Annotated in this window: 29 protein-coding genes; 20 read left to right on the forward strand and 9 right to left on the reverse strand. The window is 69.8% G+C overall.

Features of this window, described 5'->3' with window-relative positions; all coding sequences use genetic code 11:
* Positions 1-166 precede the first annotated feature (166 nt).
* From infA to truA, 7 genes are all read left to right on the forward strand, one after another.
* The gene (gene infA, locus ACFT32_RS16010) at positions 167-388 is read left to right on the forward strand and encodes a translation initiation factor IF-1 (RefSeq protein ID WP_003948620.1); all 222 of its coding nucleotides are present in this window, start codon (positions 167-169) and stop codon (positions 386-388) included.
* Positions 389-447: 59 nt separating this feature from the next.
* Positions 448-561 (forward strand): 50S ribosomal protein L36, encoded by a 114-nt coding sequence (rpmJ, locus tag ACFT32_RS16015; protein ID WP_003948619.1) that lies wholly within the window; start codon positions 448-450, stop codon positions 559-561.
* 197 nt (positions 562-758) lie between these two features.
* Positions 759-1,139 (forward strand): 30S ribosomal protein S13, encoded by a 381-nt coding sequence (gene rpsM, locus ACFT32_RS16020; protein WP_189728755.1) that lies wholly within the window; start codon positions 759-761, stop codon positions 1,137-1,139.
* 65 nt (positions 1,140-1,204) lie between these two features.
* The gene (gene rpsK / locus ACFT32_RS16025) at positions 1,205-1,609 is read left to right on the forward strand and encodes a 30S ribosomal protein S11 (RefSeq protein WP_003956432.1); all 405 of its coding nucleotides are present in this window, start codon (positions 1,205-1,207) and stop codon (positions 1,607-1,609) included.
* Positions 1,610-1,758: 149 nt separating this feature from the next.
* Positions 1,759-2,781, forward strand: coding sequence for a DNA-directed RNA polymerase subunit alpha (locus ACFT32_RS16030; RefSeq protein WP_003966937.1), 1,023 nt, complete (start codon positions 1,759-1,761; stop codon positions 2,779-2,781).
* A 146-nt stretch (positions 2,782-2,927) separates the two neighbouring features.
* On the forward strand, positions 2,928-3,428 hold the full coding sequence (gene rplQ / locus ACFT32_RS16035) for a 50S ribosomal protein L17 (protein WP_382489375.1): 501 nt from the start codon (positions 2,928-2,930) through the stop codon (positions 3,426-3,428).
* Between the two features lie 69 nt (positions 3,429-3,497).
* Positions 3,498-4,352, forward strand: a complete 855-nt coding sequence (truA, locus tag ACFT32_RS16040) for a tRNA pseudouridine(38-40) synthase TruA (protein WP_382489377.1) — start codon at positions 3,498-3,500, stop codon at positions 4,350-4,352.
* Positions 4,353-4,355: 3 nt separating this feature from the next.
* On the opposite strand, the gene ACFT32_RS16045 is transcribed toward truA, so the two are convergent.
* Positions 4,356-5,228 (reverse strand): hypothetical protein, encoded by an 873-nt coding sequence (locus ACFT32_RS16045; RefSeq protein WP_382489378.1) that lies wholly within the window; start codon positions 5,226-5,228, stop codon positions 4,356-4,358.
* Between the two features lie 74 nt (positions 5,229-5,302).
* Between ACFT32_RS16045 and ACFT32_RS16050 the strand changes: the two genes are divergently transcribed.
* The 4 genes from ACFT32_RS16050 (at position 5,303) to glmM (ending at position 8,375) form a co-directional block, all read left to right on the forward strand.
* Entirely contained in the window at positions 5,303-5,638 is a 336-nt protein-coding gene (locus tag ACFT32_RS16050; RefSeq protein ID WP_382489380.1) for a hypothetical protein, read from the forward strand.
* Between the two features lie 214 nt (positions 5,639-5,852).
* Positions 5,853-6,296, forward strand: coding sequence for a 50S ribosomal protein L13 (rplM, locus tag ACFT32_RS16055; protein WP_003992380.1), 444 nt, complete (start codon positions 5,853-5,855; stop codon positions 6,294-6,296).
* A 44-nt stretch (positions 6,297-6,340) separates the two neighbouring features.
* Positions 6,341-6,853, forward strand: a complete 513-nt coding sequence (rpsI, locus tag ACFT32_RS16060; protein WP_184591418.1) for a 30S ribosomal protein S9 — start codon at positions 6,341-6,343, stop codon at positions 6,851-6,853.
* A gap of 163 nt (positions 6,854-7,016) precedes the next feature.
* Entirely contained in the window at positions 7,017-8,375 is a 1,359-nt protein-coding gene (gene glmM / locus ACFT32_RS16065) for a phosphoglucosamine mutase (RefSeq protein ID WP_382489382.1), read from the forward strand.
* Positions 8,376-8,489: 114 nt separating this feature from the next.
* Here glmM and ACFT32_RS16070 read toward each other — a convergent pair whose 3' ends face one another.
* Both ACFT32_RS16070 and coaA read right to left on the reverse strand, forming a co-directional pair.
* Complete coding sequence (locus ACFT32_RS16070; RefSeq protein ID WP_382489383.1) at positions 8,490-9,428, reverse strand: DUF389 domain-containing protein; 939 nt, start codon at positions 9,426-9,428, stop codon at positions 8,490-8,492.
* Between the two features lie 32 nt (positions 9,429-9,460).
* Entirely contained in the window at positions 9,461-10,429 is a 969-nt protein-coding gene (coaA, locus tag ACFT32_RS16075) for a type I pantothenate kinase (RefSeq protein WP_359887783.1), read from the reverse strand.
* A gap of 201 nt (positions 10,430-10,630) precedes the next feature.
* Between coaA and ACFT32_RS16080 the strand changes: the two genes are divergently transcribed.
* The 3 genes from ACFT32_RS16080 (at position 10,631) to glmS (ending at position 14,400) form a co-directional block, all read left to right on the forward strand.
* Positions 10,631-11,659 (forward strand): ATP-binding cassette domain-containing protein, encoded by a 1,029-nt coding sequence (locus ACFT32_RS16080; RefSeq protein WP_382489385.1) that lies wholly within the window; start codon positions 10,631-10,633, stop codon positions 11,657-11,659.
* A complete protein-coding gene (locus tag ACFT32_RS16085) occupies positions 11,656-12,465 on the forward strand; it encodes an ABC transporter permease (RefSeq protein WP_382489387.1) in 810 nt (269 codons plus the stop codon). The genes ACFT32_RS16080 and ACFT32_RS16085 overlap by 4 nt, the downstream gene beginning before the upstream one ends.
* An 87-nt stretch (positions 12,466-12,552) precedes the next feature.
* The gene (glmS, locus tag ACFT32_RS16090; protein WP_382489389.1) at positions 12,553-14,400 is read left to right on the forward strand and encodes a glutamine--fructose-6-phosphate transaminase (isomerizing); all 1,848 of its coding nucleotides are present in this window, start codon (positions 12,553-12,555) and stop codon (positions 14,398-14,400) included.
* An 83-nt stretch (positions 14,401-14,483) separates the two neighbouring features.
* On the opposite strand, the gene ACFT32_RS16095 is transcribed toward glmS, so the two are convergent.
* Entirely contained in the window at positions 14,484-14,831 is a 348-nt protein-coding gene (locus tag ACFT32_RS16095; RefSeq protein WP_382489391.1) for a hypothetical protein, read from the reverse strand.
* Positions 14,832-14,877: 46 nt separating this feature from the next.
* The gene (locus ACFT32_RS16100; RefSeq protein ID WP_382489393.1) at positions 14,878-15,276 is read right to left on the reverse strand and encodes a hypothetical protein; all 399 of its coding nucleotides are present in this window, start codon (positions 15,274-15,276) and stop codon (positions 14,878-14,880) included.
* Between the two features lie 309 nt (positions 15,277-15,585).
* Here ACFT32_RS16100 and ACFT32_RS16105 point away from each other — a divergent pair, with 309 nt between their 5' ends.
* Positions 15,586-15,957 carry a holo-ACP synthase gene (locus tag ACFT32_RS16105; RefSeq protein ID WP_382489395.1) on the forward strand — a complete coding sequence of 124 codons (372 nt, stop codon included), beginning with the start codon at positions 15,586-15,588 and terminating at the stop codon, positions 15,955-15,957.
* 32 nt (positions 15,958-15,989) lie between these two features.
* Here the strand turns inward: ACFT32_RS16105 and ACFT32_RS16110 are convergent, their stop codons facing one another.
* Positions 15,990-16,262 carry a hypothetical protein gene (locus ACFT32_RS16110; RefSeq protein ID WP_382489397.1) on the reverse strand — a complete coding sequence of 91 codons (273 nt, stop codon included), beginning with the start codon at positions 16,260-16,262 and terminating at the stop codon, positions 15,990-15,992.
* Between the two features lie 128 nt (positions 16,263-16,390).
* Positions 16,391-17,545, reverse strand: coding sequence for a hypothetical protein (locus ACFT32_RS16115; protein ID WP_382489398.1), 1,155 nt, complete (start codon positions 17,543-17,545; stop codon positions 16,391-16,393).
* A 217-nt stretch (positions 17,546-17,762) separates the two neighbouring features.
* Here ACFT32_RS16115 and ACFT32_RS16120 point away from each other — a divergent pair, with 217 nt between their 5' ends.
* From ACFT32_RS16120 to ACFT32_RS16140, 5 genes are all read left to right on the forward strand, one after another.
* Positions 17,763-19,211, forward strand: a complete 1,449-nt coding sequence (locus ACFT32_RS16120; protein ID WP_382489400.1) for an NAD(P)H-hydrate dehydratase — start codon at positions 17,763-17,765, stop codon at positions 19,209-19,211.
* Positions 19,212-19,349: 138 nt separating this feature from the next.
* Positions 19,350-20,519: an alanine racemase gene (gene alr / locus ACFT32_RS16125; RefSeq protein ID WP_382489401.1), complete on the forward strand. Its 1,170-nt coding sequence runs from the start codon at positions 19,350-19,352 to the stop codon at positions 20,517-20,519.
* Positions 20,520-20,627: 108 nt separating this feature from the next.
* The gene (locus tag ACFT32_RS16130; protein ID WP_382489403.1) at positions 20,628-21,887 is read left to right on the forward strand and encodes an alpha/beta fold hydrolase; all 1,260 of its coding nucleotides are present in this window, start codon (positions 20,628-20,630) and stop codon (positions 21,885-21,887) included.
* The gene (tsaE, locus tag ACFT32_RS16135; protein WP_184591390.1) at positions 21,856-22,374 is read left to right on the forward strand and encodes a tRNA (adenosine(37)-N6)-threonylcarbamoyltransferase complex ATPase subunit type 1 TsaE; all 519 of its coding nucleotides are present in this window, start codon (positions 21,856-21,858) and stop codon (positions 22,372-22,374) included. The genes ACFT32_RS16130 and tsaE overlap by 32 nt, the downstream gene beginning before the upstream one ends.
* 191 nt (positions 22,375-22,565) lie before the next feature.
* Positions 22,566-22,733, forward strand: coding sequence for a hypothetical protein (locus ACFT32_RS16140; protein WP_382489404.1), 168 nt, complete (start codon positions 22,566-22,568; stop codon positions 22,731-22,733).
* Between the two features lie 157 nt (positions 22,734-22,890).
* On the opposite strand, the gene ACFT32_RS16145 is transcribed toward ACFT32_RS16140, so the two are convergent.
* Both ACFT32_RS16145 and ACFT32_RS16150 read right to left on the reverse strand, forming a co-directional pair.
* Positions 22,891-23,244, reverse strand: a complete 354-nt coding sequence (locus ACFT32_RS16145) for a helix-turn-helix domain-containing protein (RefSeq protein ID WP_382489406.1) — start codon at positions 23,242-23,244, stop codon at positions 22,891-22,893.
* A gap of 562 nt (positions 23,245-23,806) precedes the next feature.
* A complete protein-coding gene (locus ACFT32_RS16150) occupies positions 23,807-24,124 on the reverse strand; it encodes an SCO5918 family protein (protein ID WP_382489408.1) in 318 nt (105 codons plus the stop codon).
* Positions 24,125-24,163 lie beyond the last annotated feature (39 nt).

Raw genomic sequence — 24,163 nt, forward strand, 5'->3', positions numbered from 1 at the left:
CCCGCGCCCCTGAAGGGGCGCTTAAAGATCTGTCCGCTGGGGCAGACTTTCTCGATTCGTGTTTCTGAGGGGCCTGACGTAGACTGACTCGTCGGCTCTGGTGCACCCGCATGCCTGCATGCGCTCGCCCGGAGTCGATCAAGGTAGTCGATTCGAAGGGCGAAGCGTGGCCAAGAAGCAAGGTGCCATCGAGATCGAGGGCACTGTCGTCGAGTCTCTTCCGAACGCCATGTTCAAGGTCGAGCTCCAGAACGGCCACCAGGTCCTGGCACACATCAGCGGCAAGATGCGCATGCACTACATCCGCATCCTCCCTGACGACCGGGTCGTGGTGGAGCTGTCTCCGTACGACCTGACGCGTGGCCGGATCGTCTACCGCTACAAGTAGATCTTGCCCCGCATCTCGCCTCGGCGAGGTGGTGGCACTGACCCGGAGAACCTCACCTAATGAAGGTCAAGCCGAGCGTCAAGAAGATCTGCGACAAGTGCAGGGTGATCCGCCGTCACGGCCGGGTCATGATCATCTGCGACAACCCGCGCCACAAGCAGCGCCAGGGCTGATCGACAGCGGATCGCACCCTCTGCATCCATCGCAGGGATTCGCGCGACGCGAGCTGAATATGTTCATACGCAGGACCCGGGCGGACGATGTTCGCCTGACACCCCTGGTTCGGAGGCCGGGGACCCAGTTCGTACCTCATACGGCGGCTGGGAGTCGGTTCTGTGGAAGACCTCCGACAAGTAACTGGAGCCATTGAATGGCACGCGTTTCCGGTGTCGACATCCCGCGCGAAAAGCGCGTGGAGGTCGCCCTCACCTACGTGTTCGGCATCGGCCGGACCCTCGCGCAGCAGACGCTGGCCGCCACCGGCGTCGACCCGAACACCCGCGTCCGCGACCTCTCCGAGGAGCAGCTCGTCGCGATCCGCGAGTTCGTGGACAACAACATCAGGACCGAGGGTGACCTCCGTCGTGAGATCCAGGCCGACATCCGCCGCAAGGTCGAGATCGGCTGCTACCAGGGTCTGCGTCACCGCCGCGGCCTGCCCGTCCGCGGTCAGCGCACCAGCACCAACGCCCGCACCCGCAAGGGGCCGCGTCGCGCCATCGCCGGCAAGAAGAAGCCGGGCAAGAAGTAGTCCGCAGCGGACGCCTGTCCACGGTCTTCGCTGTAGGACCGACCACCTCCCGTAGGAGTTAAGAGATGCCCCCCAAGGGACGTCAGGGCGCTGCCAAGAAGGTGCGCCGCAAGGAAAAGAAGAACGTCGCTCACGGCCACGCGCACATCAAGAGCACGTTCAACAACACGATCGTCTCGATCACGGACCCGTCGGGCAACGTGATCTCCTGGGCCTCCGCCGGCCACGTCGGCTTCAAGGGCTCGCGCAAGTCCACGCCGTTCGCCGCGCAGATGGCCGCCGAGTCGGCTGCCCGCCGCGCTCAGGAGCACGGCATGCGCAAGGTCGACGTCTTCGTCAAGGGCCCGGGCTCCGGTCGTGAGACCGCGATCCGCTCCCTGCAGGCGACCGGCCTCGAGGTCGGCTCCATCCAGGACGTCACGCCGACCCCGCACAACGGCTGCCGTCCGCCCAAGCGCCGTCGCGTCTGATCTTGGACGCAGGCCGCTTGGTCTGAGGTTTTCGGGCGGTACGACTCCTTCGGGTCGTATCGCCCGTACCCTTGCACGTAACACCATCAGGCTTCGCCTGGTGAATCAGGGCGTCAAATAGCGGGCGCCCCTGACAGAAGGATCGCAATATGCTGATCGCTCAGCGTCCCTCGTTGACCGAAGAGGTCGTCGACGAATTCCGCTCCCGGTTCGTGATCGAGCCGCTGGAGCCGGGCTTCGGCTACACCCTCGGCAACTCCCTCCGCCGGACCCTCCTGTCCTCGATCCCGGGTGCGGCGGTCACGTCCATCCGCATCGACGGTGTCCTGCACGAGTTCACCACCGTGCCGGGCGTCAAGGAGGACGTCACCGACCTGATCCTCAACATCAAGCAGCTGGTCGTCTCCTCGGAGCACGACGAGCCGGTCGTGATGTACCTGCGCAAGCAGGGCCCGGGTCTGGTCACCGCCGCCGACATCGCGCCCCCGGCCGGTGTCGAGGTGCACAACCCCGACCTCGTCCTCGCCACGCTCAACGGCAAGGGCAAGCTGGAGATGGAGCTGACGGTCGAGCGCGGCCGCGGTTACGTCTCCGCCGTGCAGAACAAGCAGGTCGGCCAGGAGATCGGCCGGATCCCGGTCGACTCGATCTACTCGCCGGTGCTCAAGGTCACGTACAAGGTCGAGGCCACGCGTGTCGAGCAGCGGACCGACTTCGACAAGCTGATCGTCGACGTCGAGACCAAGCAGGCGATGCGTCCGCGTGACGCCATGGCCTCCGCCGGTAAGACCCTGGTCGAGCTGTTCGGTCTCGCCCGCGAGCTGAACATCGACGCCGAGGGCATCGACATGGGTCCGTCCCCGACGGACGCCGCCCTCGCCGCCGATCTGGCGCTGCCGATCGAGGAGCTCGAGCTCACCGTTCGGTCGTACAACTGCCTCAAGCGTGAGGGCATCCACTCCGTGGGTGAGCTCGTCGCGCGGTCCGAGGCGGACCTGCTCGACATTCGCAACTTCGGTGCGAAGTCGATCGACGAGGTCAAGGCGAAGCTGGCCGGCATGGGCCTGGCCCTCAAGGACAGCCCGCCCGGATTCGACCCGACCGCCGCCGCGGACGCGTTCGGTGCCGACGACGACGCGGACGCCGGTTTCGTGGAGACCGAGCAGTACTGATCGGTTCTTGGCTGCGGGCCCGCTGTGGCTGGTCGCGCAGTTCCCCGCGCCCCTTGGGGCGCGGGGTCTCCGACGAGCAAACCCGCTCGCTCGGATACTGACCCCGGTACCTGATACGGCCGGGGCAGACACCTAGGAGAAACACCATGCCGAAGCCCACCAAGGGTGCCCGTATGGGCGGCAGCGCCGCGCACGAGAAGCTGCTCCTCGCGAACCTCGCGAAGGCGCTGTTCGAGCACGGTCGCATCACCACCACCGAGGCGAAGGCCCGAAAGCTGCGGCCGTACGCCGAGCGTCTGGTCACCAAGGCGAAGAAGGGCGACCTTCACAACCGCCGTCAGGTGCTCCAGGTGATCACGGACAAGAGCATCGTCCACACGCTCTTCACCGAGATCGGCCCGCGCTACGAGAACCGTCCGGGTGGCTACACCCGTATCACCAAGATCGGTAACCGCCGTGGCGACAACGCGCCCATGGCTGTCATCGAGCTGGTCGAGGCGCTGACGGTGGCGCAGGAGGCGACCGGCGAGGCCGAGGCCGCGACGCAGCGTGCGGTCAAGGAAGACGCCCTCAAGAAGGACGAGGCCGCCCCGGCCAAGTCCGACGAGGCCGCCGAGGCTTCCGCCGAGGAGTCGAAGGACGCGTAAGCGTTCTGCCGCGGGCCCGTTCCTTCACAGGAGCGGGCCCGCTTTTTTGTGCTCTGAGAGGATCTGTGCGTGAGTGATGAAGCAGCTGCGGGGTTTGTTCGTGTCCGGCTTGATCTGTCGTACGACGGGAGTGAGTTCTCCGGGTGGGCCAAGCAGGCCGGGGGGCGGCGGACCGTGCAGGGGGAGATCGAGGACGCGCTGCGGACCGTGACGCGGTCGCGGGAGACGTACGAGCTGACCGTGGCGGGGCGTACCGATGCCGGGGTGCATGCCCGGGGGCAGGTCGCGCATGTCGATCTGCCGCGTGAGGTCTGGGCCGAGCACCACCAGAAGCTGCTGAAGCGGCTCGCCGGGCGGCTGCCCCGGGACGTGCGGGTCTGGGCCCTCAGAGAGGCGCCCAGTGGCTTCAACGCGCGATTCTCGGCGGTCTGGAGGCGGTACGCGTACCGGGTCACCGACAACCCCGGAGGCGTCGACCCGCTGCTGCGCAGCCACGTGCTGTGGCACGACTGGCCCCTGGACGTCGACGCCATGAACGAGGCCGCGCGCCGGCTGCTCGGGGAGCACGACTTCGCCGCCTACTGCAAGAAGCGGGAGGGCGCGACGACGATCCGCACGCTCCAGGAGCTGAGTCTCGCGAAGGGCGACGACGGGATCATCACGGCGACCGTGCGGGCCGACGCCTTCTGCCACAACATGGTGCGCTCGCTCATCGGGGCGCTGCTGTTCGTGGGCGACGGGCACCGGCCGCCGGACTGGCCGGGGAAGGTGCTGGCGGCCGGTGTCCGGGACTCGGCCGTGCACGTCGTACGGCCGCACGGGCTGACGCTGGAGGAGGTCGGCTACCCGGCCGACGAACTGCTGGCCGCGCGCAACAAGGAGGCGCGGAACAAGCGGTCGCTGCCGCCGGCCGGGTGCTGCTGACGGCTATTCGTTGGCCGCGGCCGATGCCTGGGCCTCGCCGCGGCGGCGGATCTGGTTGAACGTGAACTGCTGGAGGTTGTCGCCCGTGGCGAACACCTCGGTGTCCTTCTCCGTCACGTCCTTGCCGTTGGTGAAGCCGGCGTTGGTGAAGTAGGCGTAGCGGCCGTAGGAGTTGCTGGTCGTGCGGCAGAACCCGGCCTCGCAGAAGGGCTTCACGCCGCCGCCGGAGAGCGACTTCACGAAGCTCTTCTTGTTGGTCTGGGCCTTGGCCTTGACGGCCTGCGCCTCGGTGTCGAAGACCGCCACGCCGACCGTCACCGCGATACCGTCCTTGGTGTAGGTGACTCGTATCAGGCGGGTGCAGTCGTTCGTCTTGAGGACCTTGGGCAGCGAGCCGCCCGCCGCCGTGCCGCAGCTCCTGGTGTCGGCCGTCGGGCCCTTCTTGTAGACCGTCTCGCCCATGGTCAGCTGGGTGCCGGGGAAGAGGGTGTCCGGGCCGAGCGGCGCCTTGTCCTTCTTCGCGCTGGCGACGAAGTCCTTCGGGTCCAGTGGGGGCGGGGCGCTGGTCGGGGCGAACGACGGGCCGGAGGGCGACCCGCTCGGGATGTCCGCCGAGGGCAGAGCGGCCGGGTTGTTCGCCTGGTTGTCGCCATTGGCCGAGACCACGGCCACGGCGACGGCAGCACCGATCGCGACGGTGGCGACCGCGCCGCCGCCGACCAGCAGCAGCCGCCGTCGTTTGTTACGCGACTCGGACGCCTCGGCGAGCGCGGCCCAGTCCGGAGACTGGCCTCCGCCCCCGCTGTTCCAGGGCTGCTGCGACTGCGGTTTCCAGGGATCCCACTGGGACTGGGGTCCCCCCTGCCCATAGCTCATGTGGCGCATCTTAGACGGGACATGGGGTGTGCTGGTCCGTCTGGATCGGCCTCGTAGCGCTTAGCGTTCCTCCCATGCGGACGGGCAAAGGCGACATCTCCGGGTGGTTGGGGCGACTCGTGAGCCGGAGTCTGTGGGTGGGGTCCGTGCGGGTGCTGGTGGCCGTCGCGCTGCTGGTGTGCCTGCTGTCGTGGCCGTCGGTCGGGCTGCCGGCCGGGCTCGCGGCGCTGCGGGCGTACCGTCGTCCGCGCGGTGGCGGATCCGTGCTGCGGTGGGGGTTCGCGGTGGTCGTCGATGTGCTGCTGTCGTCGGTGTTTCCGTTGGTGCGGCCGGTTCGGCGCCGGACCCTGCGGAGGGCTGTCACGCTCTGTGCGGGCCTGTGCGTCTGCGTGTTCGATCGTCGACGGTGATCCCGCGTTTTGACCCTTGTCGTGAGCCCCGGTATTCTGCTTGTTCGTTGTGTATTGGCTTGCTCATTCTCACGGGACGGGCCCTTACACCGGTCCGCCGGGCCGATGACCAGCGACCAGCACGCGGTTTGCGTCACCGCAGTGCGGTCAAGGCTGTCGTGATCGTTTCGGTGACCTGTTATGGACCATTCACTCGAAGCGAAGGCTACGAACCGTGCGTACGTACAGCCCCAAGCCCGGCGATGTGACGCGCCAGTGGCACGTCATCGACGCCCAGGACGTTGTCCTGGGTCGTCTCGCCACCACCGCAGCGACCCTCCTCCGGGGCAAGCACAAGCCGATCTACGCCCCCCACGTCGACGCTGGTGACTTCGTCATCATCATCAACGCGGACAAGGTGCACCTGTCCGGCAACAAGCGGACCCAGAAGATGGCGTACCGCCACTCCGGTTACCCGGGTGGTCTGCGCTCCGTCCGTTACGACGAGCTGCTGGACAAGAACCCCGAGAAGGCCGTCGAGAAGGCCGTCAAGGGCATGCTCCCCAAGAACTCCCTGGGCCGTCAGATGCTCTCGAAGCTGAAGGTCTACAAGGGTGACCAGCACCCGCACGGCGCGCAGCAGCCGCAGCCGTACGAGATCACCCAGGTCGCGCAGTAAGTCCGGCCACACCCCCTAAGACTGAACAGAATCTGAGGAGCATCGTGGCCGAGACCACTGCCGAGCAGCCGCTCGAAGAAGTTGACATCGACAGCTACACCACCGAGTCCGAGGTTCCGGTGGAGGGTGAGTACACCTCCGAGTCCCTCGCCTCGCGTTTCGGTGAGCCCCAGCCGGCCGCCGGCCTGGGCCGTCGCAAGAACGCCATCGCCCGTGTCCGGATCGTCCCGGGCACCGGCAAGTGGAAGATCAACGGTCGCACCCTCGAGGACTACTTCCCGAACAAGGTGCACCAGCAGGAAGTCAACGAGCCCTTCAAGGTGCTCGAGCTCGACGACCGCTACGACGTCGTCGCCCGCATCTCCGGCGGCGGTGTCTCCGGTCAGGCCGGTGCGCTCCGTCTCGGTGTCGCCCGTGCGCTGAACGAGGCGGACGTCGACAACAACCGCGGCCCGCTGAAGAAGGCCGGCTTCCTCAAGCGCGACGACCGTGCGGTCGAGCGCAAGAAGGCCGGTCTGAAGAAGGCCCGCAAGGCCCCGCAGTACAGCAAGCGCTAATCGCGTCCGCTGTCTTTGCAACGATCGCCCCGGCGGCACGAATGGTGCCGCCGGGGCGGTTCGTTTACACAACCCCTACCGCCCCCGGACAGTCTCAGGGATGTACCAGGGAAGTACTCGGGGATGTGAGCCGCATTCTCAGAGCAATTCGGAGGACACCACAGTGGGACGACTCTTCGGCACTGACGGCGTGCGCGGTGTGGCCAACGCGGATCTGACGGCGGAGATGGCCCTGGGCCTCTCCGTGGCCGCGGCGCACGTACTGGCCGAGGCGGGCACCTTCGAGGGGCACCGCCCGACCGCGGTCGTCGGGCGTGACCCGCGCGCGTCCGGGGAGTTCCTGGAGGCCGCCGTGGTCGCGGGCCTCGCCAGCGCCGGTGTGGACGTCCTGCGGGTCGGCGTGCTGCCGACCCCGGCGGTGGCGTACCTGACCGGAGAGCTCGGCGCCGACCTCGGTGTGATGCTCTCCGCGAGCCACAACGCCATGCCCGACAACGGCATCAAGTTCTTCGCCCGCGGCGGGCACAAGCTCGCCGACGAGCTGGAGAACCGGATCGAGTCCGTCTACGAGGAGCACCGCACCGGCGCCCCGTGGGAGCGGCCGACCGGGGCCGGAGTGGGCCGCGTCCGGGAGTACGGGGAGGGCTTCGACCGGTACGTCGAGCATCTGCTGGGCGCCCTGCCCAACCGGATCGACGGGCTGAAGGTCGTCCTCGACGAGGCGCACGGCGCCGCCGCCCGGGTCTCGCCGGAGGCGTTCCAGCGGGCCGGTGCCGAGGTCGTCACGATCGGGGCCGAGCCGGACGGGCTCAACATCAACGACGGATGCGGCTCCACGCACCTGGACAAGATCAAGGCCGCCGTCGTCGAGCACGGGGCGGACCTGGGCATCGCGCACGACGGTGACGCCGACCGGTGCCTGGCCGTGGACCACACCGGTGCGGAGGTGGACGGCGACCAGATCCTGGCCGTGCTCGCGCTGGCGATGCGGGAGCGCTCCGTTCTGCGGTCCGAGACGGTGGTCGCGACGGTGATGTCCAACCTCGGATTCAAGCTGGCCATGGAGCGTGAGGGCATCCGGCTGGTGCAGACCGCTGTCGGTGACCGGTATGTGCTGGAGGAGATGAAGGAGCACGGGTTCGCCCTCGGGGGCGAGCAGTCCGGGCATGTGATCATCCTCGACCACGCGACGACGGGTGACGGGACGCTGACGGGGCTGCTGCTGGCGGCGCGGGTCGCCGGGAGCGGGCGGTCGTTGCGGGAGCTGGCGTCCGTCATGGAGCGGTTGCCGCAGGTGCTGATCAATGTGCCGGATGTGGACCGGACGCGGGTGGGGTCGTCCGCGGAGTTGTCGGCGGCGGTTGCCGATGCGGAGGCCGAGCTTGGGGCTACCGGGCGGGTTCTGCTTCGGCCGTCCGGGACCGAGCCGTTGGTTCGGGTGATGGTGGAGGCGGCTGATATCGAGCAGGCTCGGTCTGTTGCGGGGCGGCTGGCTGATGCGGTGAAGTCCGCGCTCGGGTAGTCGGCCTTTGCGGTTCGGGGTGGGGGGTTCTGTTGTGGGCGGGCTGCGGGTGCGTCGTGGCTTGTCGCGCAGTTCCCCGCGCCCCTGGGGACGCTGCCCCTGGGGACGCTGCCCCTAGAGGACGTCTACCTGCTTACGTTGTTTGGACCAGAGCCATTTCTGGGTCAGTAGCGTTGCCGTGCCGGCGACGATGATGCCCAGGAGGTTCAGCAGGAGTTGCTGGGTGGAGCCCCAGGTCTGGGTGGTGTCGCCGTAGCTGAGGGCTACTGCCGCGTTCGCCGCGGCCGGGATCGTGGTCACCGAGATGGCCACGCCCACCAGGGCGCCGGACTTCGCCGAGGTCAGGGAGAGGGTGCCCGCGATGCCGGCCAGGACCGCCACGACGAAGGAGAACCAGTCGGGGGCGTAGATGAAGCCGGTGTTCGGGCGGTCGGCCGACAGTTGTTCCTCGCTGAACAGGCCGACCGCTTCCATGAAGAGGCTGAAGGCCACCGTCACCGCCATCGCCACCGCGAAGCCCACCAGCAGCGCGGTCAGCGAGCGCAGGGCCAGGCGCGATCTGCGCCGGACGATCGCCGTGCAGAGGCCGGCGAGGGGGCCGAACTCCGGGCCCACGGCCATGGCGCCCACGATCAGGATCGCGTTGTCCAGGACCACACCGCAGGCCGCGATCATCGTGGCCAGCGTGATGAAGGCCAGGTAGGTGACGGAGAGCGTCGACTCCTCGTGCGTGGCGTCGCTCAGGTGCTCCCACAGGACCGCGTCCGCGCCCTCGCCCGGGGCGTCGGCCTCGGCCTTGTCGGCCCGCTCCGACAGGGACAGATCGATGGTCTCGACGGCGATGGAGCCGCTGGTGTCGATGCCCAGTTCCCGCAGGCCGGTGAGGAGTTCGTCGCCCGCCTCGCGGGCCACGTCGCACATGACGACGTCCCCGGCGGGGTTGCGTGCGGTGTCCGGCAGCACTACGAGGTGGGTGGTGCCGACCGTCTTCTCGATCAGCAGCACCACTTCGTCGGTCTTCTCGGACGGTGTGATCAGGCGCAGGTGGAGCATGGCGACCATCTAACCGGCCTTTTCCCCGGGCGTCACAGCTTGCGCAGGCTGAGCCGCTGCACCTTGTGGTCGGGGCCCTTGCGCACGACGAGGGTGGCCCGGCCGCGGGTGGGGGCGATGTTCTCGACCAGGTTGGGCCGGTTGATCGTGCGCCACATCGTCTGCGCGTAGTCGAGGGCCTCCTCCTCCGAGACCTGGGTGTACTTGCGGAAGTACGAGGACGGGTTCTGGAAGGCGGTCGCGCGCAGCTTGCGGAAGCGGTTGAGGTACCAGCGCTCGACGTCCTCGACGCGGGCGTCGACGTACACGCTGAAATCGAAGTAGTCGGCGAGACCGACCCGGGTGCGGCCGTCCTTGCCGGGCAGGGCGGGCTGGAGGACGTTCAGGCCCTCGACGATCAGGATGTCGGGGCGGCGGACCGTGAGCTTCTGGTCCGGGACGATGTCGTAGATGAGGTGGGAGTAGACCGGGGCCGTGACCTCGTCCTTGCCGGCCTTGATGTCAGCGACGAAGCGGGTCAGGGCGCGGCGGTCGTAGGACTCGGGGAAGCCCTTCCGTGACATCAGGCCGCGGGCCTGGAGCTCCTTGGTGGGCAGCAGGAAGCCGTCGGTGGTGACCAGCTCGACGCGCGGGTGTTCCGGCCAGCGTGAGAGCAGGGCCTGGAGGAGGCGGGCGACCGTGGACTTGCCGACCGCGACCGAGCCGGCGACCCCTATGACGAACGGGGTGCCGGACTGGGAGCCCTGTTCGCCCAGGAACGTGTTCAGGGCGCCTCTGAGGCCGTCGGTGGCGCCGACGTAGAGGTTGAGGAGTCTGGACAGCGGGAGGTAGATGTCCCGCACCTCGTCGAGGTCGATGACATCGCCGAGACCGCGCAGCTTCTCGACCTCCTCGGCCGTCAGCGGGAGCGGCGTCTTGTCACGCAGCGCGCTCCACTCGGCTCGGGTGAGGTCGACGTAGGGAGTCGCCTCCGGCCGCTGCCGGTGGGCGCTCCGGGGCATCGAGGAGACCGGAGAGATCACAGTCCATTGTTACGGGCGTACGAACGGACTGTGAGGTGGGATCCGTCACGCGAAGCATTCGCCGCTGTTCGCCCTTGTTTGTGCGGAGAAAAACCGACACAGGCGGAATGTCAGTGGCATGCGTCACAGTTGTGGGAGGAGTGGGCCCGGTCCGGGGTCCGCGAACGCCTGGGGGTACCCATGACGTACGCGATAGAGGCGGAAGGCCTGGTCAAGCGGTTCAAGGAGACCGAGGCGCTGGTCGGCGTCGACCTGGCGGCCCGCAAGGGCACGGTGCTCGGGCTGCTGGGGCCCAACGGTGCCGGGAAGACGACCGCGGTGCGGATCTTCGCGACACTGCTGCGCCCGGACGGGGGCAGAGCCCGGGTGGCAGGCCATGACGTGGTCCGGGAGGCCGGGGTGGTCCGCTCCCTGGTCGGGCTGACCGGGCAGTACGCGGCGGTGGACGAGAATCTGACCGGCACGGAGAACCTGGTGATGATCGGCCGGCTGCTGGGGCTGCCGAGGCGTGAGGCGAAGGCACGGGCGGGTGAGCTGCTGGAGCGGTTCCAGCTGACGCACGCGGCCGGGCGGGCCGCGAAGACCTTCTCGGGCGGCATGCGCCGGCGTCTGGACCTCGCGGCCAGTCTGGTGGGGCGGCCCAGCATCCTCTTCCTGGACGAGCCGACCACGGGTCTCGATCCACACAGTCGCGGTGAGCTGTGGGATCTGCTGCGCGGCCTGGTCGCTGACGGGGCCACCGCGCTGCTGACCACGCAGTATCTGAACGAGGCCGATGTGCTCGCCGACGACATCGTGGTGATCGACAAGGGCCGGGTGATCGCCGAGGGCACGCCGGACCGGCTGAAGGCGCAGGTCGGCGGGCAGGTGCTGGAGCTGCGGCCGATCGTCGGGCAGGACCTCGCGCGGGCGCACGCGCTGGTGGCCGGGGCCGCGGGGCCGGAGGCCCGGATCGAGGGCGAGATGGTCACCGCCCCGGTGAAGGACCCCGAGCTGATGCCGGCCGTGGTGCGCGCGCTGGACCGGGAGGGGATCGCGGTGGGGGAGCTGGCCCTGCGCCGCTCCTCGCTCGACGAGGTCTTCCTCGCCCTGACCGGACACCGCGCCGAGCCGGGCGAGCCCGAGGGGGACGGCGGGGCCGCCGTCCATGAGGACGGGGAGACCGCCCGTGACGACGACGGGCTGGAGAAGGCGGTGAGCCGGTCATGACCGCCACCACGCTGACCGCGCCGGTCACCGCGTCGGGCCGGGTGCCGCCGCTCGCCGGGATGCGGCAGACCTTCACGATGGCCTGGCGGAGTCTGGTCGCCGTCAAGCACAACCCGCTCGAACTGGTCGACTACAGCATCACGCCGATCATGTTCGTGTTCCTCTTCACCTATGTGCTGGGCGGGCAGATGGCCGGGTCGCCCGAGGCGTATCTGAAGTACGCGCTGCCCGGGATCATCGTGCAGAACACCCTGTTCATGACGATGTACACGGCGATGGCGCTCAATACCGACCTCACCAAGGGCGTGTTCGACCGGCTGCGCAGTCTGCCGATCGCGCGTTCCGCACCGCTGATCGGGCGGATCACCGCGGACCTCGCCAAGCACCTGTGGGCGCTGCTGCTGATGATCGGCCTCGGTCTGGCGCTCGGCTTCCGCATCACCGGCGGATTCGGCGGGTTCCTGCTCGGCGCGCTGCTGGTGGTGGTGTTCGCCGCGGCCGTGTCCTGGAGCGCGGTGCTGATCGGGATGCTGGCCGGGGACGCGGAGAAGGTGCAGGCGTTCGCCTTCACGCTCATCTTCCCGATCACCTTCACCAGCAGCGCGTTCGTCGTCGTCGACACCATGCCGGGCTGGCTGCAGGCGTGGAGCGCCGTCAATCCGGTCACGCATCTGTCCGACGCCTTCCGCGGGCTGCTGCTCGGCGGGGCGGTGGCGGAACCGGTGCTGTGGTCATTGGTGTGGGCGGCGGGTATCGCCCTCGTGTTCTATCCGCTGGCCATGAGGGCCTATCGGGCGAAGGTCTGATCCAGGGCTTCGTACCCCGGTGGGAATTTCCGAATTCGGGCACGCAACGGCCTGTTCGGCACCGGAATCGACCCTAAGCTGCCGCCCATGTGTGGAATCGTGGGATACGTGGGGCCGCAGTCCGCGCTCGAGGTCGTGATGGCCGGGCTGAAGCGGCTGGAGTACCGGGGGTACGACTCGGCGGGTGTCGCCGTGCTGGCCGACGGCGGGCTGGCGGCGGCGAAGAAGGCCGGGAAGCTCCTCAATCTGGAGAAGGAACTGGACGGCCGGCCGCTGCCGACCGGCACGACGGGCATCGGGCACACCCGGTGGGCCACGCACGGCGGCCCGACGGACTCCAACGCCCACCCGCACCTCGACAACGCGGGCCGGGTCGCCGTCGTGCACAACGGCATCATCGAGAACTTCGCCCTGCTGCGGGCCGAGTTGGCGGAGCGGGGCCACGAACTGGGCTCCGAGACGGACACCGAGGTCGTCGCGCATCTGCTCGCCGAGGAGTTCTCGTCCTGCGCGGATCTCGCCGAGGCGATGCGGCTGGTGTGCCGGCGGCTGGAGGGCGCGTTCACGCTGGTCGCGGTGCACGCCGACGAGCCGGACGTGGTCGTGGGCGCACGGCGGAACTCGCCGCTCGTGGTGGGTGTCGGAGAGAGCGAGGCCTTTCTCGCCTCGGACGTCGCCGCGTTCATCGCCCATACACGGTCGGCGATCGAGCTGGGGCAGGACCAGGTGGTGGAGCTGCGCCGGGACGGCGTGACGGTGACCGGCTTCGACGGCAGCCCGGCCGAGGTCCGGTCGTACCACGTCGACTGGGACGCGTCGGCCGCGGAGAAGGGCGGCTACGACTACTTCATGCTCAAGGAGATCGCCGAGCAGCCCAAGGCGGTCGCCGATACGCTGCTGGGCCGGATCGACGGCTCCGGGTCGCTGACCCTGGACGAGGTGCGGATCCCCCAGGGGGTGCTGCGGGAGATCGACAAGGTCGTCATCGTGGCGTGCGGTACGGCCTTCCACGCCGGGATGATCGCCAAGTACGCCATCGAGCACTGGACGCGCATTCCGTGCGAGGTGGAGCTGGCCAGCGAGTTCCGGTACCGGGATCCGATCCTGGACGCGCAGACCCTGGTCATCGCCATCTCGCAGTCCGGCGAGACCATGGACACGCTCATGGCGCTGCGCCACGCCCGCGAGCAGGGCGCCAGGGTCCTGGCGATCTGCAACACCAACGGCTCGACGATCCCGCGCGAGTCCGACGCGGTGCTGTACACGCACGCCGGGCCGGAGGTCGCCGTGGCCTCGACGAAGGCGTTCCTGACACAGCTCGTGGCGTGCTACCTGGTCGCCCTGTACCTGGGGCAGGTGCGGGGCACCAAGTGGGGCGACGAGATCCGGGCGGTGATCCGGGACCTGTCCTCGATCGCCGGCGCGGTGGAGCAGGTCCTCGGGACGATGGAGCCGGTGCGGGAGCTCGCGCGCACGCTCGCCTCGAAGGACACGGTGCTGTTCCTCGGGCGGCACGTGGGCTATCCGGTGGCGCTGGAGGGCGCGCTGAAGCTCAAGGAACTGGCGTACATGCACGCCGAGGGGTTCGCGGCGGGGGAGCTGAAGCACGGTCCGATCGCCCTGATCGAGGAGGACCTGCCGGTCGTCGTCGTGGTGCCGTCGCCGCGGGGGCGGTCCGTGCTGTACGACAAGATCGTGTCCAACATCCAGGAGATCCGGGCGCGAGGGGCTCGGACGATCGTCATCGCGGAGGAGGGGGACGAGGCCGTGGTGCCGTACGCGGATCATCTGATCCGGGTTCCGGCCACGCCGACCCTGCTGCAGCCGCTGGTGACCGCGGTGCCGCTCCAGGTCTTCGCGTGTGAGCTGGCGACGGCCCGCGGCAACGATGTGGACCAGCCCCGGAACCTGGCGAAGTCGGTGACGGTGGAGTGAGGACGGCAGGGTGAGAAAAGGGGCGAACGGCTGAGTGCCGTTCGCCCCTTCATAGGCCGATCAGTGGTCGGCCGGCCGGGCGTTCACCAGTTGATGCAGGTCTTCGGGACCCAGCCGTTCACCTTGTCGCCGCCGTAGTACCACATGTTGCTCTTCACGCCGCAGGCCTTGTAGGAGCCGCCCTTGTAGGCCTTGCCGTCGTTGCAGATCCCGCCCTTCTTGCCCTTGCCCCAGATGCCGAGGGCCGTGGCGGACGTCTTCGGCGAGGTGCGGACGTTGACGGTCTGCTTGGCCTTGACGTTGACGATCGCCTTGCTGCAGTCCTTCGGCGGAGCCGCGGCGGCGGTGCCGGCCGTGGCGACGGTCCCGGTCAGGGCCGTGGCGAAGAGGACCGCGGAGGTGGCGGCGGTTCCCAGCGACTTGAACTTCATTGGTCGTTCTCCCCGTTGTGTGCAGTTGTGTGTGGTGGCGCGCCGGTCAGGAGTGGCCCCACTTGTACTTCAGCGTGTAGTCGGCGCCGTTGGTGAACTTCAGCGTGCCGCTGCCGCTGCTCACGGTGTGCTTGCCGATGACGTCGTCGGGGTCGGGACCGTCCTGCTCGATGAGCTTGATGGTCGCCTTGTTGGTGTGGACGTACCGGTGGATGGAGACCTTGTCGCCCGGGTCGAAGAACTCGGTGAGGATGTTCTTGCCGTTGACCTCGATCCGGAGCTCGTCCTGGTTCCAGTCCTCGGTGTCGTTGCACTTGATGGAGTCCAGGTAGATCCACTTGCCGGAGGCGGCAGAGGTGCTTGCCTGGGCGGTTCCGCCGGTGAGAGACACGAGTGCCAGAGCGGCGATGCCCGCGGCAGCGGACGTACGAATCCTGCGCTTCATGTGGTGCTTCGCTTTCCCCGTGTCGGTGCGGTCAGAGCCCCGTTCGTGCGCCACGAAGTCGGCCCAACTCGCCGTGCTGTGGCGGAGTTCGGGTCGTGTGGTCGCACGTCCCTGATCCGGAACCGGACCGTACCAGACTTGTCGTGCCCTTGACTTTCATTTCTGCGAACGAAAATGAGGGGTGGATCATGTGTGTGGTCTGCGGTGATGCTGTGGAGCTTTGCGTGCCGATATGCCGCGTGCCGCCGCATGGGATCGCCGGGAGCGGACCGGCCGGAGGGGGCGGGCGCTGACCGTAGGGTGCTCGGCATGAGCATCATCGGTGTGGGGATCGACGTGGCGGAGATCGACCGGTTCGCGGCGTCGCTGGAGCGGACGCCCGCGATGGCCGGGCGGCTGTTCGTGGAGGGGGAGTTGCTGCTGCCCAGTGGGGAACGGCGTGGGGTCGCCTCGCTCGCCGCGCGGTTTGCCGCCAAGGAGGCGTTGGCCAAGGCGCTCGGGGCTCCGGCCGGGCTGCTCTGGACCGACGCGGAGGTCTATGTGGAGGACAGTGGGCGGCCCCGGCTCCGGGTGAGCGGGAGCGTGGCCGCGCGGGCCGCCGAGCTCGGGGTGCGGTCCTGGCATGTGTCGCTCAGTCACGACGCGGGGGTGGCCTCGGCGGTGGTGATCGCGGAGGGGTGACCCGGGGGTGGCGCCGGCGGCCCGCTCCCCGGCTAGAACATGCCCCCGAGGAGTACGACCGTGCCGATGAAGCCCAGGGCGCCGAGTACCGCGCCTGTCGCCGAGATCCACATGCGGCCCACGCCCTGACGGGCGTAGTGCGTGCCCATGGCGCCGAAGGTGACGGCGAGGGCGCCGGCGATCACCGTCCAGGGGATGAGGAACGCCCAGGTGCCCGCGGCGGAGAAGGCGCCGAGGACGAGTGCGGTTGGGCCCAGGGCGGTGGCGGGTGTGTCGGTTCCCTCGGGTGTGGTCGCGTTGCTCATGCTTCGGTCCCCCGTTTTGAACGAGTTCAAATCCTGGGCTCATCGTACTGCCGGAGCGGGGGAGTGGGGTAGTCGGGCCCGCCGGGCCCCCGCCGCCGGGCGGGCGGGGGTCTTGGGGTGTGTGTCGTTCAGCAGATCGACTGGCCGGTGTTCACCCGTGTGATGTTGCGGAACGTCGTGTTCTCGCCGCACGGGCTTTCCCTGATGGCCGAGTTGGTGACCGTCAGGTTCTGGACGGTGATGTCCTTGTTGTTCGGGAACTCGGAGCGGGCGGCCAGGCGCAGTTCGCCGCCGCCTGTGATCGTGCCGCTCTGGGCCGCCAGATTGACGTTGTAGCAGTTCTCGATCAGGACCGAGTTGTTGCCGGTGCCGGAGAGCGTGACCTTGTCGATCGTCGCCCCGCCGCTCTCCGAGACGCAGAACACACCGCGTCCGCCGCCGCGGGCGATGACCTCGCCGACCCGGATGTTGGTGGGGTAGCCGCTGCCGACCCGGCCGTTGCGGTTGGCCATGCGGAAGGCCGCGTAGCCGGTGCCGGTGCCGGCGTTCTCCGCGTCGACCTTGGTGACCTTGGCGTTGATCGTCTGGTTGAGCAGCAGGCCGGACTCGCCCACGTTGCGGGCGGTGACCGTGCCGATGGTGAGGCCGTCGACGCCGTAGGTCTCGACGGCGTGGCTGGACGCGCCGGAGACGTAGACGTTGTCGATGCGGACGTTGCGCGTCCACTGGCTGGTGTCGCCGCGGTTGTCGATACGGACGCCCAGGCCGCGGGAGAGACGCATGTCGATCTGGCCGAGCACCACGTTCTGGACGTTGCGCAGGAAGATGCCGTAGAGCGGGGTGCCGGTGAGCTTGAGGTTCTGCACCTCGATGTCGCGGGTGCCGCGGGAGTAGACCGGGGCCTGGTCGCCCGAGCCGCTGCCGGTGACGTTGATGGTGCCGCAGACGTCGAGGACGGTGTAGCTCGGGAGGGAGATGCGCGAGCCCGCCGAGATCGAACCCGAGCCGCGGACCACGACCCGCTCCTTCGAAGTCCGGCCCGAGGTGAGGCTGTTGACGGCCGCCTGGACCGCCGCGCGCATGTCGGTGCCGGTGTAGACCGTGCTGCTGCCGCGCCGGGCGGTCCAGTTGCTGCCGCTCTGCACGGCCTCGGCCTGGTAGGAGCCGTCTCCGCAGGCCAGTGCTCGCGTGGGGGCGGCCGTGGCGGGGGCGGTCAGGGTGCCGGCGGCGGTGAGGAGAGCGGCGGCGCCGGCGGCGGCCAGGAAGGCGGATCTGCGTCCCATGGGGGCCTCGGTTTCATCGGATGTGGGGGGTGTGCAAGCGCTTTCTGCGCGGCACGGCCGGTGAGTCTGGCAAAGGGGCGGCAAAGCGTCAATGGGTGTGACATGGCGGGGAGTTGGGCGGTGCGGGATGGTGCGGAGGCGCGCGAGTGGCGACACGGTGCGCAGTCGCGCGAGTTGCGCGGGAGTGGCCGGGCGGTCGTACGGGAAACTCGACCGCATGCGGAGTGCGTACAGCGTGGAGACGGTCAGGACCGCCGAACGGGAGCTGATGGCGCGGCTGCCGGAGGGGGCGCTGATGCAACTCGCCGCCGCCGGACTCGCCGCCGCCTGCGCCGATCTGCTCGGGCGGGTGTACGGCAGCCGGGTCGTGCTGCTGATCGGGAGCGGTGACAACGGAGGTGACGCGCTGTACGCCGGGGCCCGGCTGGCCCGGCGCGGGGCCGGGGTCACCGCCGTGCTGCTCGCGCCGGAGCGTGCGCACACGGCGGGGCTCGCGGCGTTGCGGCGGGCCGGGGGGCGGGTCGTGGAAGCCGGTGGGGCCGTGGGCGGCGGTTCCGTCGAGGAGTTGATCGAGCGGGCGGATCTCGTCCTCGACGGCATCGTCGGGATCGGCGGGAAGGGCGGGCTGCGGCCGGACGCCGTGCCGCTGGCCGCCGCCGCCGGGCGGGCGCGGGGCGCCGTGGTGGCCGTCGATCTGCCGAGCGGGGTCGACGTCGACACCGGGCAGGTGCGCGGCGTCGCGGTCCGGGCCGATGTGACGGTGACGTTCGGGACGCACAAGCCGGGCCTGCTGATCGATCCGGCGCGGGAGTACGCCGGGTCGGTGCGGCTGGTCGACATCGGCCTCGGGCTGCCGGTCGAGCCGGAGCTGGAGGCGTTGCAGCACGCGGACGTGGCGCGGCTGCTGCCGGTGCCCCGGGCCGAGAGCGACAAGTACCGGCGGGGTGTCGTCGGGATCGCCGCCGGGTCCGCGCGCTACCCCGGTGCCGCCGTACTCGCCGTCTCGGGGGCGTTGCGGGGCGGGGCCGGTGCCGTGCGCTACGTCGGGCCGGCCGCGGACGCCGTCATCGCACGGTTTCCCGAGACGCTCGTGTCGGACCGGGGGCCGAAGCACGCCGGGCGGGTGCAGGCGTGGGTCGTCGGACCGGGGGCCGGGGACGACGCGGCGACGGTGGGTGAGGTGGTGGCGGCGGACGTGCCGGTGCTGATCGACGCGGACGGGTTGCGGCTCGCCGACGCGGCGGCCGTACGAGCGCGGAGGGCACCGACGCTGATGACGCCGCATGCCGGGGAGGCGGCGGCGCTGCTCGGGGTGGAGCGTGGGGAGGTCGAAGGGGCCCGGCTGGCGGCGGTGCGGGAGCTGGCGGGGCGGTACGGGGCGACCGTGCTGCTGAAGGGGTCCACGACGCTGGTCGCCGACTCGGGGGGCGGGGCGGTGCGGGTGAATCCGACGGGGACGTCCTGGCTGGCCACGGCGGGGAGCGGGGACGTGTTGTCGGGGCTGGCGGGGTCGTTGCTGGCGGCGGGGCTGTGCGCGGTGGACGCGGGGAGCGTCGGGGCGTATGTGCATGGGCTTGCCGGGAGGCTGGCGGCGGACGGGGCGCCGGTGGGGGCGCATGATGTGGCGGACGCCGTACCGGTGGCGTGGCGGAATGTTCTTGGGTGAGGGAGTGGGTGTGGTGGGGGCCACGGGGTGGGGTGCCCGCGCTTCGGCCCGGACGGCCTCGTCCTCAAGCGCCGGACGGGCTGGAATCGCAGGGCCACAGCCCCGGGAGTGCCAGGCCGCTCTGAGACACTGTTCGCGATGAGCGAGAGAACAGCCCCGCGGACCGCGCCCTCGCGGGCCCGCGCCGAGATCGACCTGGCCGCCCTGCGGGCCAATGTGCGGGCCCTGCGTGCCCACGCGCCGGGCGCGGCCCTGATGTCCGTGGTGAAGTCCGAGGCGTACGGCCACGGGGCTGTGCCGTGCGCCCGTGCCGCCGTCGCAGCCGGGGCGGACTGGCTGGGCACCGCCACGCCCGAGGAGGCGCTCGCCCTGCGGGCCGCCGGGCTGCCGGGCCGCGTCATGTGCTGGCTGTGGACGCCCGGCGGGCCCTGGCGCGAGGCGATCGAGGCCGACCTCGACGTGTCCGTCAGCGCGATGTGGGCCCTGGACGAGGTCACCGCGGCGGCCCGGCTCGCCGGTCGGCCCGCGCGGGTGCAGCTCAAGGCCGACACCGGGCTCGGGCGCAACGGCTGCCAGCCCGGTGACGACTGGGCTCAGCTGGTCGACGGGGCCCTGCGCGCCGAGGCCGAGGGCCTCCTGCGCATCACGGGGCTGTGGTCACACTTCGCCTGCGCCGACGAGCCCGGCCATCCCTCCATCGCCGCCCAGCTGACCCTGTTCCGGGAGATGGTCGCGTACGCCGAGGAGCGGGGCGCCCGGCCCGAGGTCCGGCACATCGCCAACTCGCCGGCCACGCTCACCCTCCCCGAGAGCCACTTCGACCTGGTCCGCACCGGCGTCGCCACCTACGGCATCTCGCCCAGCCCCGAGCTCGGCACCCCGGCCGACTTCGGGCTGCGCCCGGTGATGACGCTGTCCGCCTCGCTCGCCCTGGTCAAGCACGTACCGGGCGGGCACGGCGTCAGCTACGGCCACCGGTACGTGACCCCCGGCGAGACCACCCTCGGCCTCGTCCCCCTGGGCTACGCGGACGGCATCCCGCGGCACGCCTCCTCCGCCGGACCGGTCCTGGTCGAGGGCAAGTGGCGCACGATCGCGGGACGGGTCGCCATGGACCAGTTCGTGGTGGATCTGGGCGGCGACACGCCCGCGGCGGGCGCCGAGGCGGTGCTCTTCGGGCCCGGGGACCGCGGTGAGCCCACCGCGGAGGACTGGGCCCAGGCGGCCGGAACCATCGCATACGAGATCGTGACGCGGATCGGAACGCGCGTTCCTCGCGTCTATGTGAATGAGGAACGGGACGGGTAACTCGCACAGGGTGGCCGTCACGCGAGAAACAACGGGCACCCTGGCAACACCAGCACCATCCGACCCAGCAAGTCACCTGATCAGCACCCCGGCGAAGAGGAGCGGTACGTGAGCGAGAGCAGTGCGGAGGCCGTCGCGAACGCAGCCTCCGCGGCCGTCGCGGCCTCCGCCGCGGGGGCGGCGGGAGGCTGGCGCCGGGCGACCGGCGTCGCGGGCGTCGCGATAGGCGTGGTGGCCGCGGGCGCGGCCGCCGGTGTCGCCCTGGAGCGGATGACGGTCGGCCGGGGCATGCGCCAGAAGGCCCGGCTCGCCCTGGACTCGGCCGGACCCTACGGCTCGCTGCGCGGCATGCCCGGCAAGGCGTTCGCCGACGACGGTACGGAGCTGTACTACGAGGTCGACGACATCGACCCGGAGGCAGCGCCCGCCGCGATCGGCCCGCGCCGCCGACGGCTCTTCGGCCGCAAGGCACCCGCTCCCGTCACCGTCGTCTTCAGCCACGGCTACTGCCTGAGCCAGGACTCCTGGCACTTCCAGCGGGCCGCGCTGCGCGGCGTCGTCCGGACCGTGCACTGGGACCAGCGCAGCCACGGCCGGTCCGGCCGTGGCGTGGCCCAGACGCGGGACGACGAGCCGGTCACGATCGAGCAGCTCGGCGCCGACCTGAAGGCCGTCATCGACGCGGCCGCCCCCGAGGGGCCGATCGTGCTGGTCGGCCACTCGATGGGCGGCATGACGGTGATGGCACTGGCCGACCGGTACCCCGAGCTGATCAGCGAGCGGGTCGTCGGGGTCGCCTTCGTGGGGACGTCGTCGGGGCGGCTCGGCGAGGTCAACTACGGGCTTCCGGTCGCCGGGGTCAACGCGGTGCGGCGGGTGCTGCCCGGTGTGCTGAAGGTGCTGGGGCAGCGGGCCGACCTGGTGGAGAAGGGGCGCCGGGCCACCGCGGACCTGTTCGCCGGGATCATCAAGCGGTACTCCTTCGCGTCCCGGGACGTCGATCCGGCCGTCGCCCGGTTCGCCGAGCGGATGATCGAGAGCACGCCGATCGACGTGGTCGCCGAGTACTACCCGGCGTTCAACGACCACGACAAGACCGAGGCGCTCGGGTGCTTCGCCGACATGCCGGTTCTCGTCCTGGCCGGGGTGCAGGATCTGGTCACGCCCAGTGAGCACAGCGAGGCCATCGCCGATCTGCTGCCGGACGCCGAGCTGGTGCTGGTGCCGGACGCCGGGCATCTGGTGATGCTGGAGCACCCGGAAGTGGTCACCGACCGCCTCGCCGACCTGCTCACCCGCACGGGTGCCGTGCCCGCAGGGGCTACCGTGAAGGGCTATGGAAGCACCAGCACCGCACAGCCCGGCTGAGCCCGGATCCGTCCAGATCGTCGTCACGTCCCCCGAGCAGATGCGGGAGCTGGGCCGCCGGCTCGCGAAGCTGCTGCGCGCGGGTGACCTGGTGATGCTCAGCGGAGAGCTCGGCGCGGGCAAGACGACACTGACCCGTGGGCTGGGGGAGGGGCTCGGCGTGCGCGGGGCCGTCACCTCGCCGACCTTCGTGATCGCCCGGGTGCATCCTTCGCTGGGCGACGGGCCGCCGTTGGTCCATGTCGACGCCTACCGGCTCTCCGGCGGTCTCGACGAGATGGAGGACCTCGACCTCGATGTCTCGCTGCCCGAGTCCGTGATGGTCGTGGAGTGGGGCGAGGGCAAGGTCGAGGAGCTGACCGAGGACCGGCTCCAGGTCGTCATCCACCGCGCGGTGGGTGACACGACCGACGAGGTCCGGCAGATGACGATCACCGGTGTGGGCGAACGCTGGGCTTCGGCGGACCTGAGCGTGCTCGCCGCGTGAGTTCGTGAGCCGGGTACGTCGCGGTCCGGGTACGTCGTGATCCGGGTACGTCGTGGTGTGCGGTCTTTTGATGAACGTTCCGACAAGACGTCGGCAAGATGTTGCGTTCGGCGTCTTGTGCGTGGTCACATGGTATCCAGTCCGTGGTTAGGTAAACCTAACTTCGTTGCCCCGGCCTTCGGGAGGCGTCCATGTCGGCTACAGAGAGCAAGGGGCAGCCGCAGCCGTTCGCGGTCGCCGGGGTGTCCATGCGTGATCTGCTGGCGGCCGGCGAGGCGGCGGCCCTGATCTCCACGCCCCCGCGCGCTCCCGAGCCGGAGTTCTCCGGACGGGCTCCGGAACACCGCGAAGCGGCTTAGAGGCCAGGCCCTGGTGGTGCGCCGGGCCGTGGGCTGATGACGTGCCGCGAGGGAGCGGTCGCTCCGGCGGGCGGGGCCCACGCGGTGGGCGCAGATGTCGCCAAGGGCGCGCGGGACGCTGACACGCGGCGCACGACATGCTGTCCCGGGCGGGCGCTCAGCTGGAATCGGGAGCGGTGCTGTCGGGAACTTCGTTCCCGGCGCGGCGGCGGTACTCGGCGTTGATGCGCTGAGCTTCCTCGAGCTGGTCCTCGAGGATGACGATGCGGCAAGCGGCGTCGATCGGGGTGCCTCGGTCGACGAGCTCGCGGGCGCGCGCCGCGATCCGCAGTTGATAGCGGGAGTACCGGCGGTGTCCGCCCTCCGAGCGCAACGGAGTGATCAGCCGGGCCTCACCGATGGCGCGGAGGAAAGCCGGGGTGGTGCCGAGCATCTCGGCGGCCCGCCCCATCGTGTACGCGGGGTAGTCGTCGTCGTCCAGACGATCACTGAGCGGGGTATCTGCTGTCATGTCACCTCGATGTGCAACGCGTCGAGGGGCCCTGGTGCCGTACGGCACCAGGGCCCCGAAGGAAATTCAACACCATCTGTCGGCCCTCATGCTGTGCCGACCTTCTGTTTTCCGCTACCGGCCCTGCAGAAGGGGGGTGCGGGGATCGCGGTGCGTGACCGGGGACCACCTTCCAATCCGGGGTCTTGCGGTACCCGGGCCGAGTGCTTCTCGGGCCGGGCGATCCTGATGGCGTCTGCTCCTCCGTCCTTCCTCTGAACCAACCACTGGGCGAACTGGTCCTGCGGAACTGCTCAGGTACTGCACCCGCCAGTTCATGTCTGCCGGGTTTCGCTTGACCTCGTCTACGAGAAAGATGCTAACCGCGCCAGAGCTCAATGTCTACTCTGGCAAGTATAGATTTCAGCTCCCTAGGGGCGCAGATAGCCTGTGGTCGGCCTTGAGGGTGGCATCCTCGGGCCCTGCGACGGGCGGAACGGACGGCGAGACGGCGATGAGGGCCCTGCCGACGCGCGTCGGCAGGGCCCTCATCGGGATCTTGGTGGCGGTTTCCCGCCCTTCCTCATTCGTCCAGGGCCGGGGCGCCGAGCAGTGCCGACGCCGTCTGGAGCGGAGTGGAGCTAGGGACCCGCGCGGCCGCAGTTGTGACGTGGGCGTGGCAGGTGAAGCCGAGACGGGTCAAGGCCCGGATGACTTCGCCGCTGGTGAAGTCGCGGCGGTCCTGCCGGGTGATGACCTCGCCGACCTGCTTGACGGGGTAGCGGCGGCGGCCGATGGTCACGGACTCAGCCGTGACGAGCTCGGGTGTGACGCCCTTCATCGAGGTCAGCACTCCGCTCTTGGTCAGGTCGAACGGGTATCGGGCGATGACACAGCGCATGATGCCCCCTGGGAGAAGGAGAACGGGCTGACCGGGCCG

Source organism: Streptomyces sp. NPDC057002 (assembly GCF_042673825.1).
Lineage (GTDB): Bacteria > Actinomycetota > Actinomycetes > Streptomycetales > Streptomycetaceae > Streptomyces.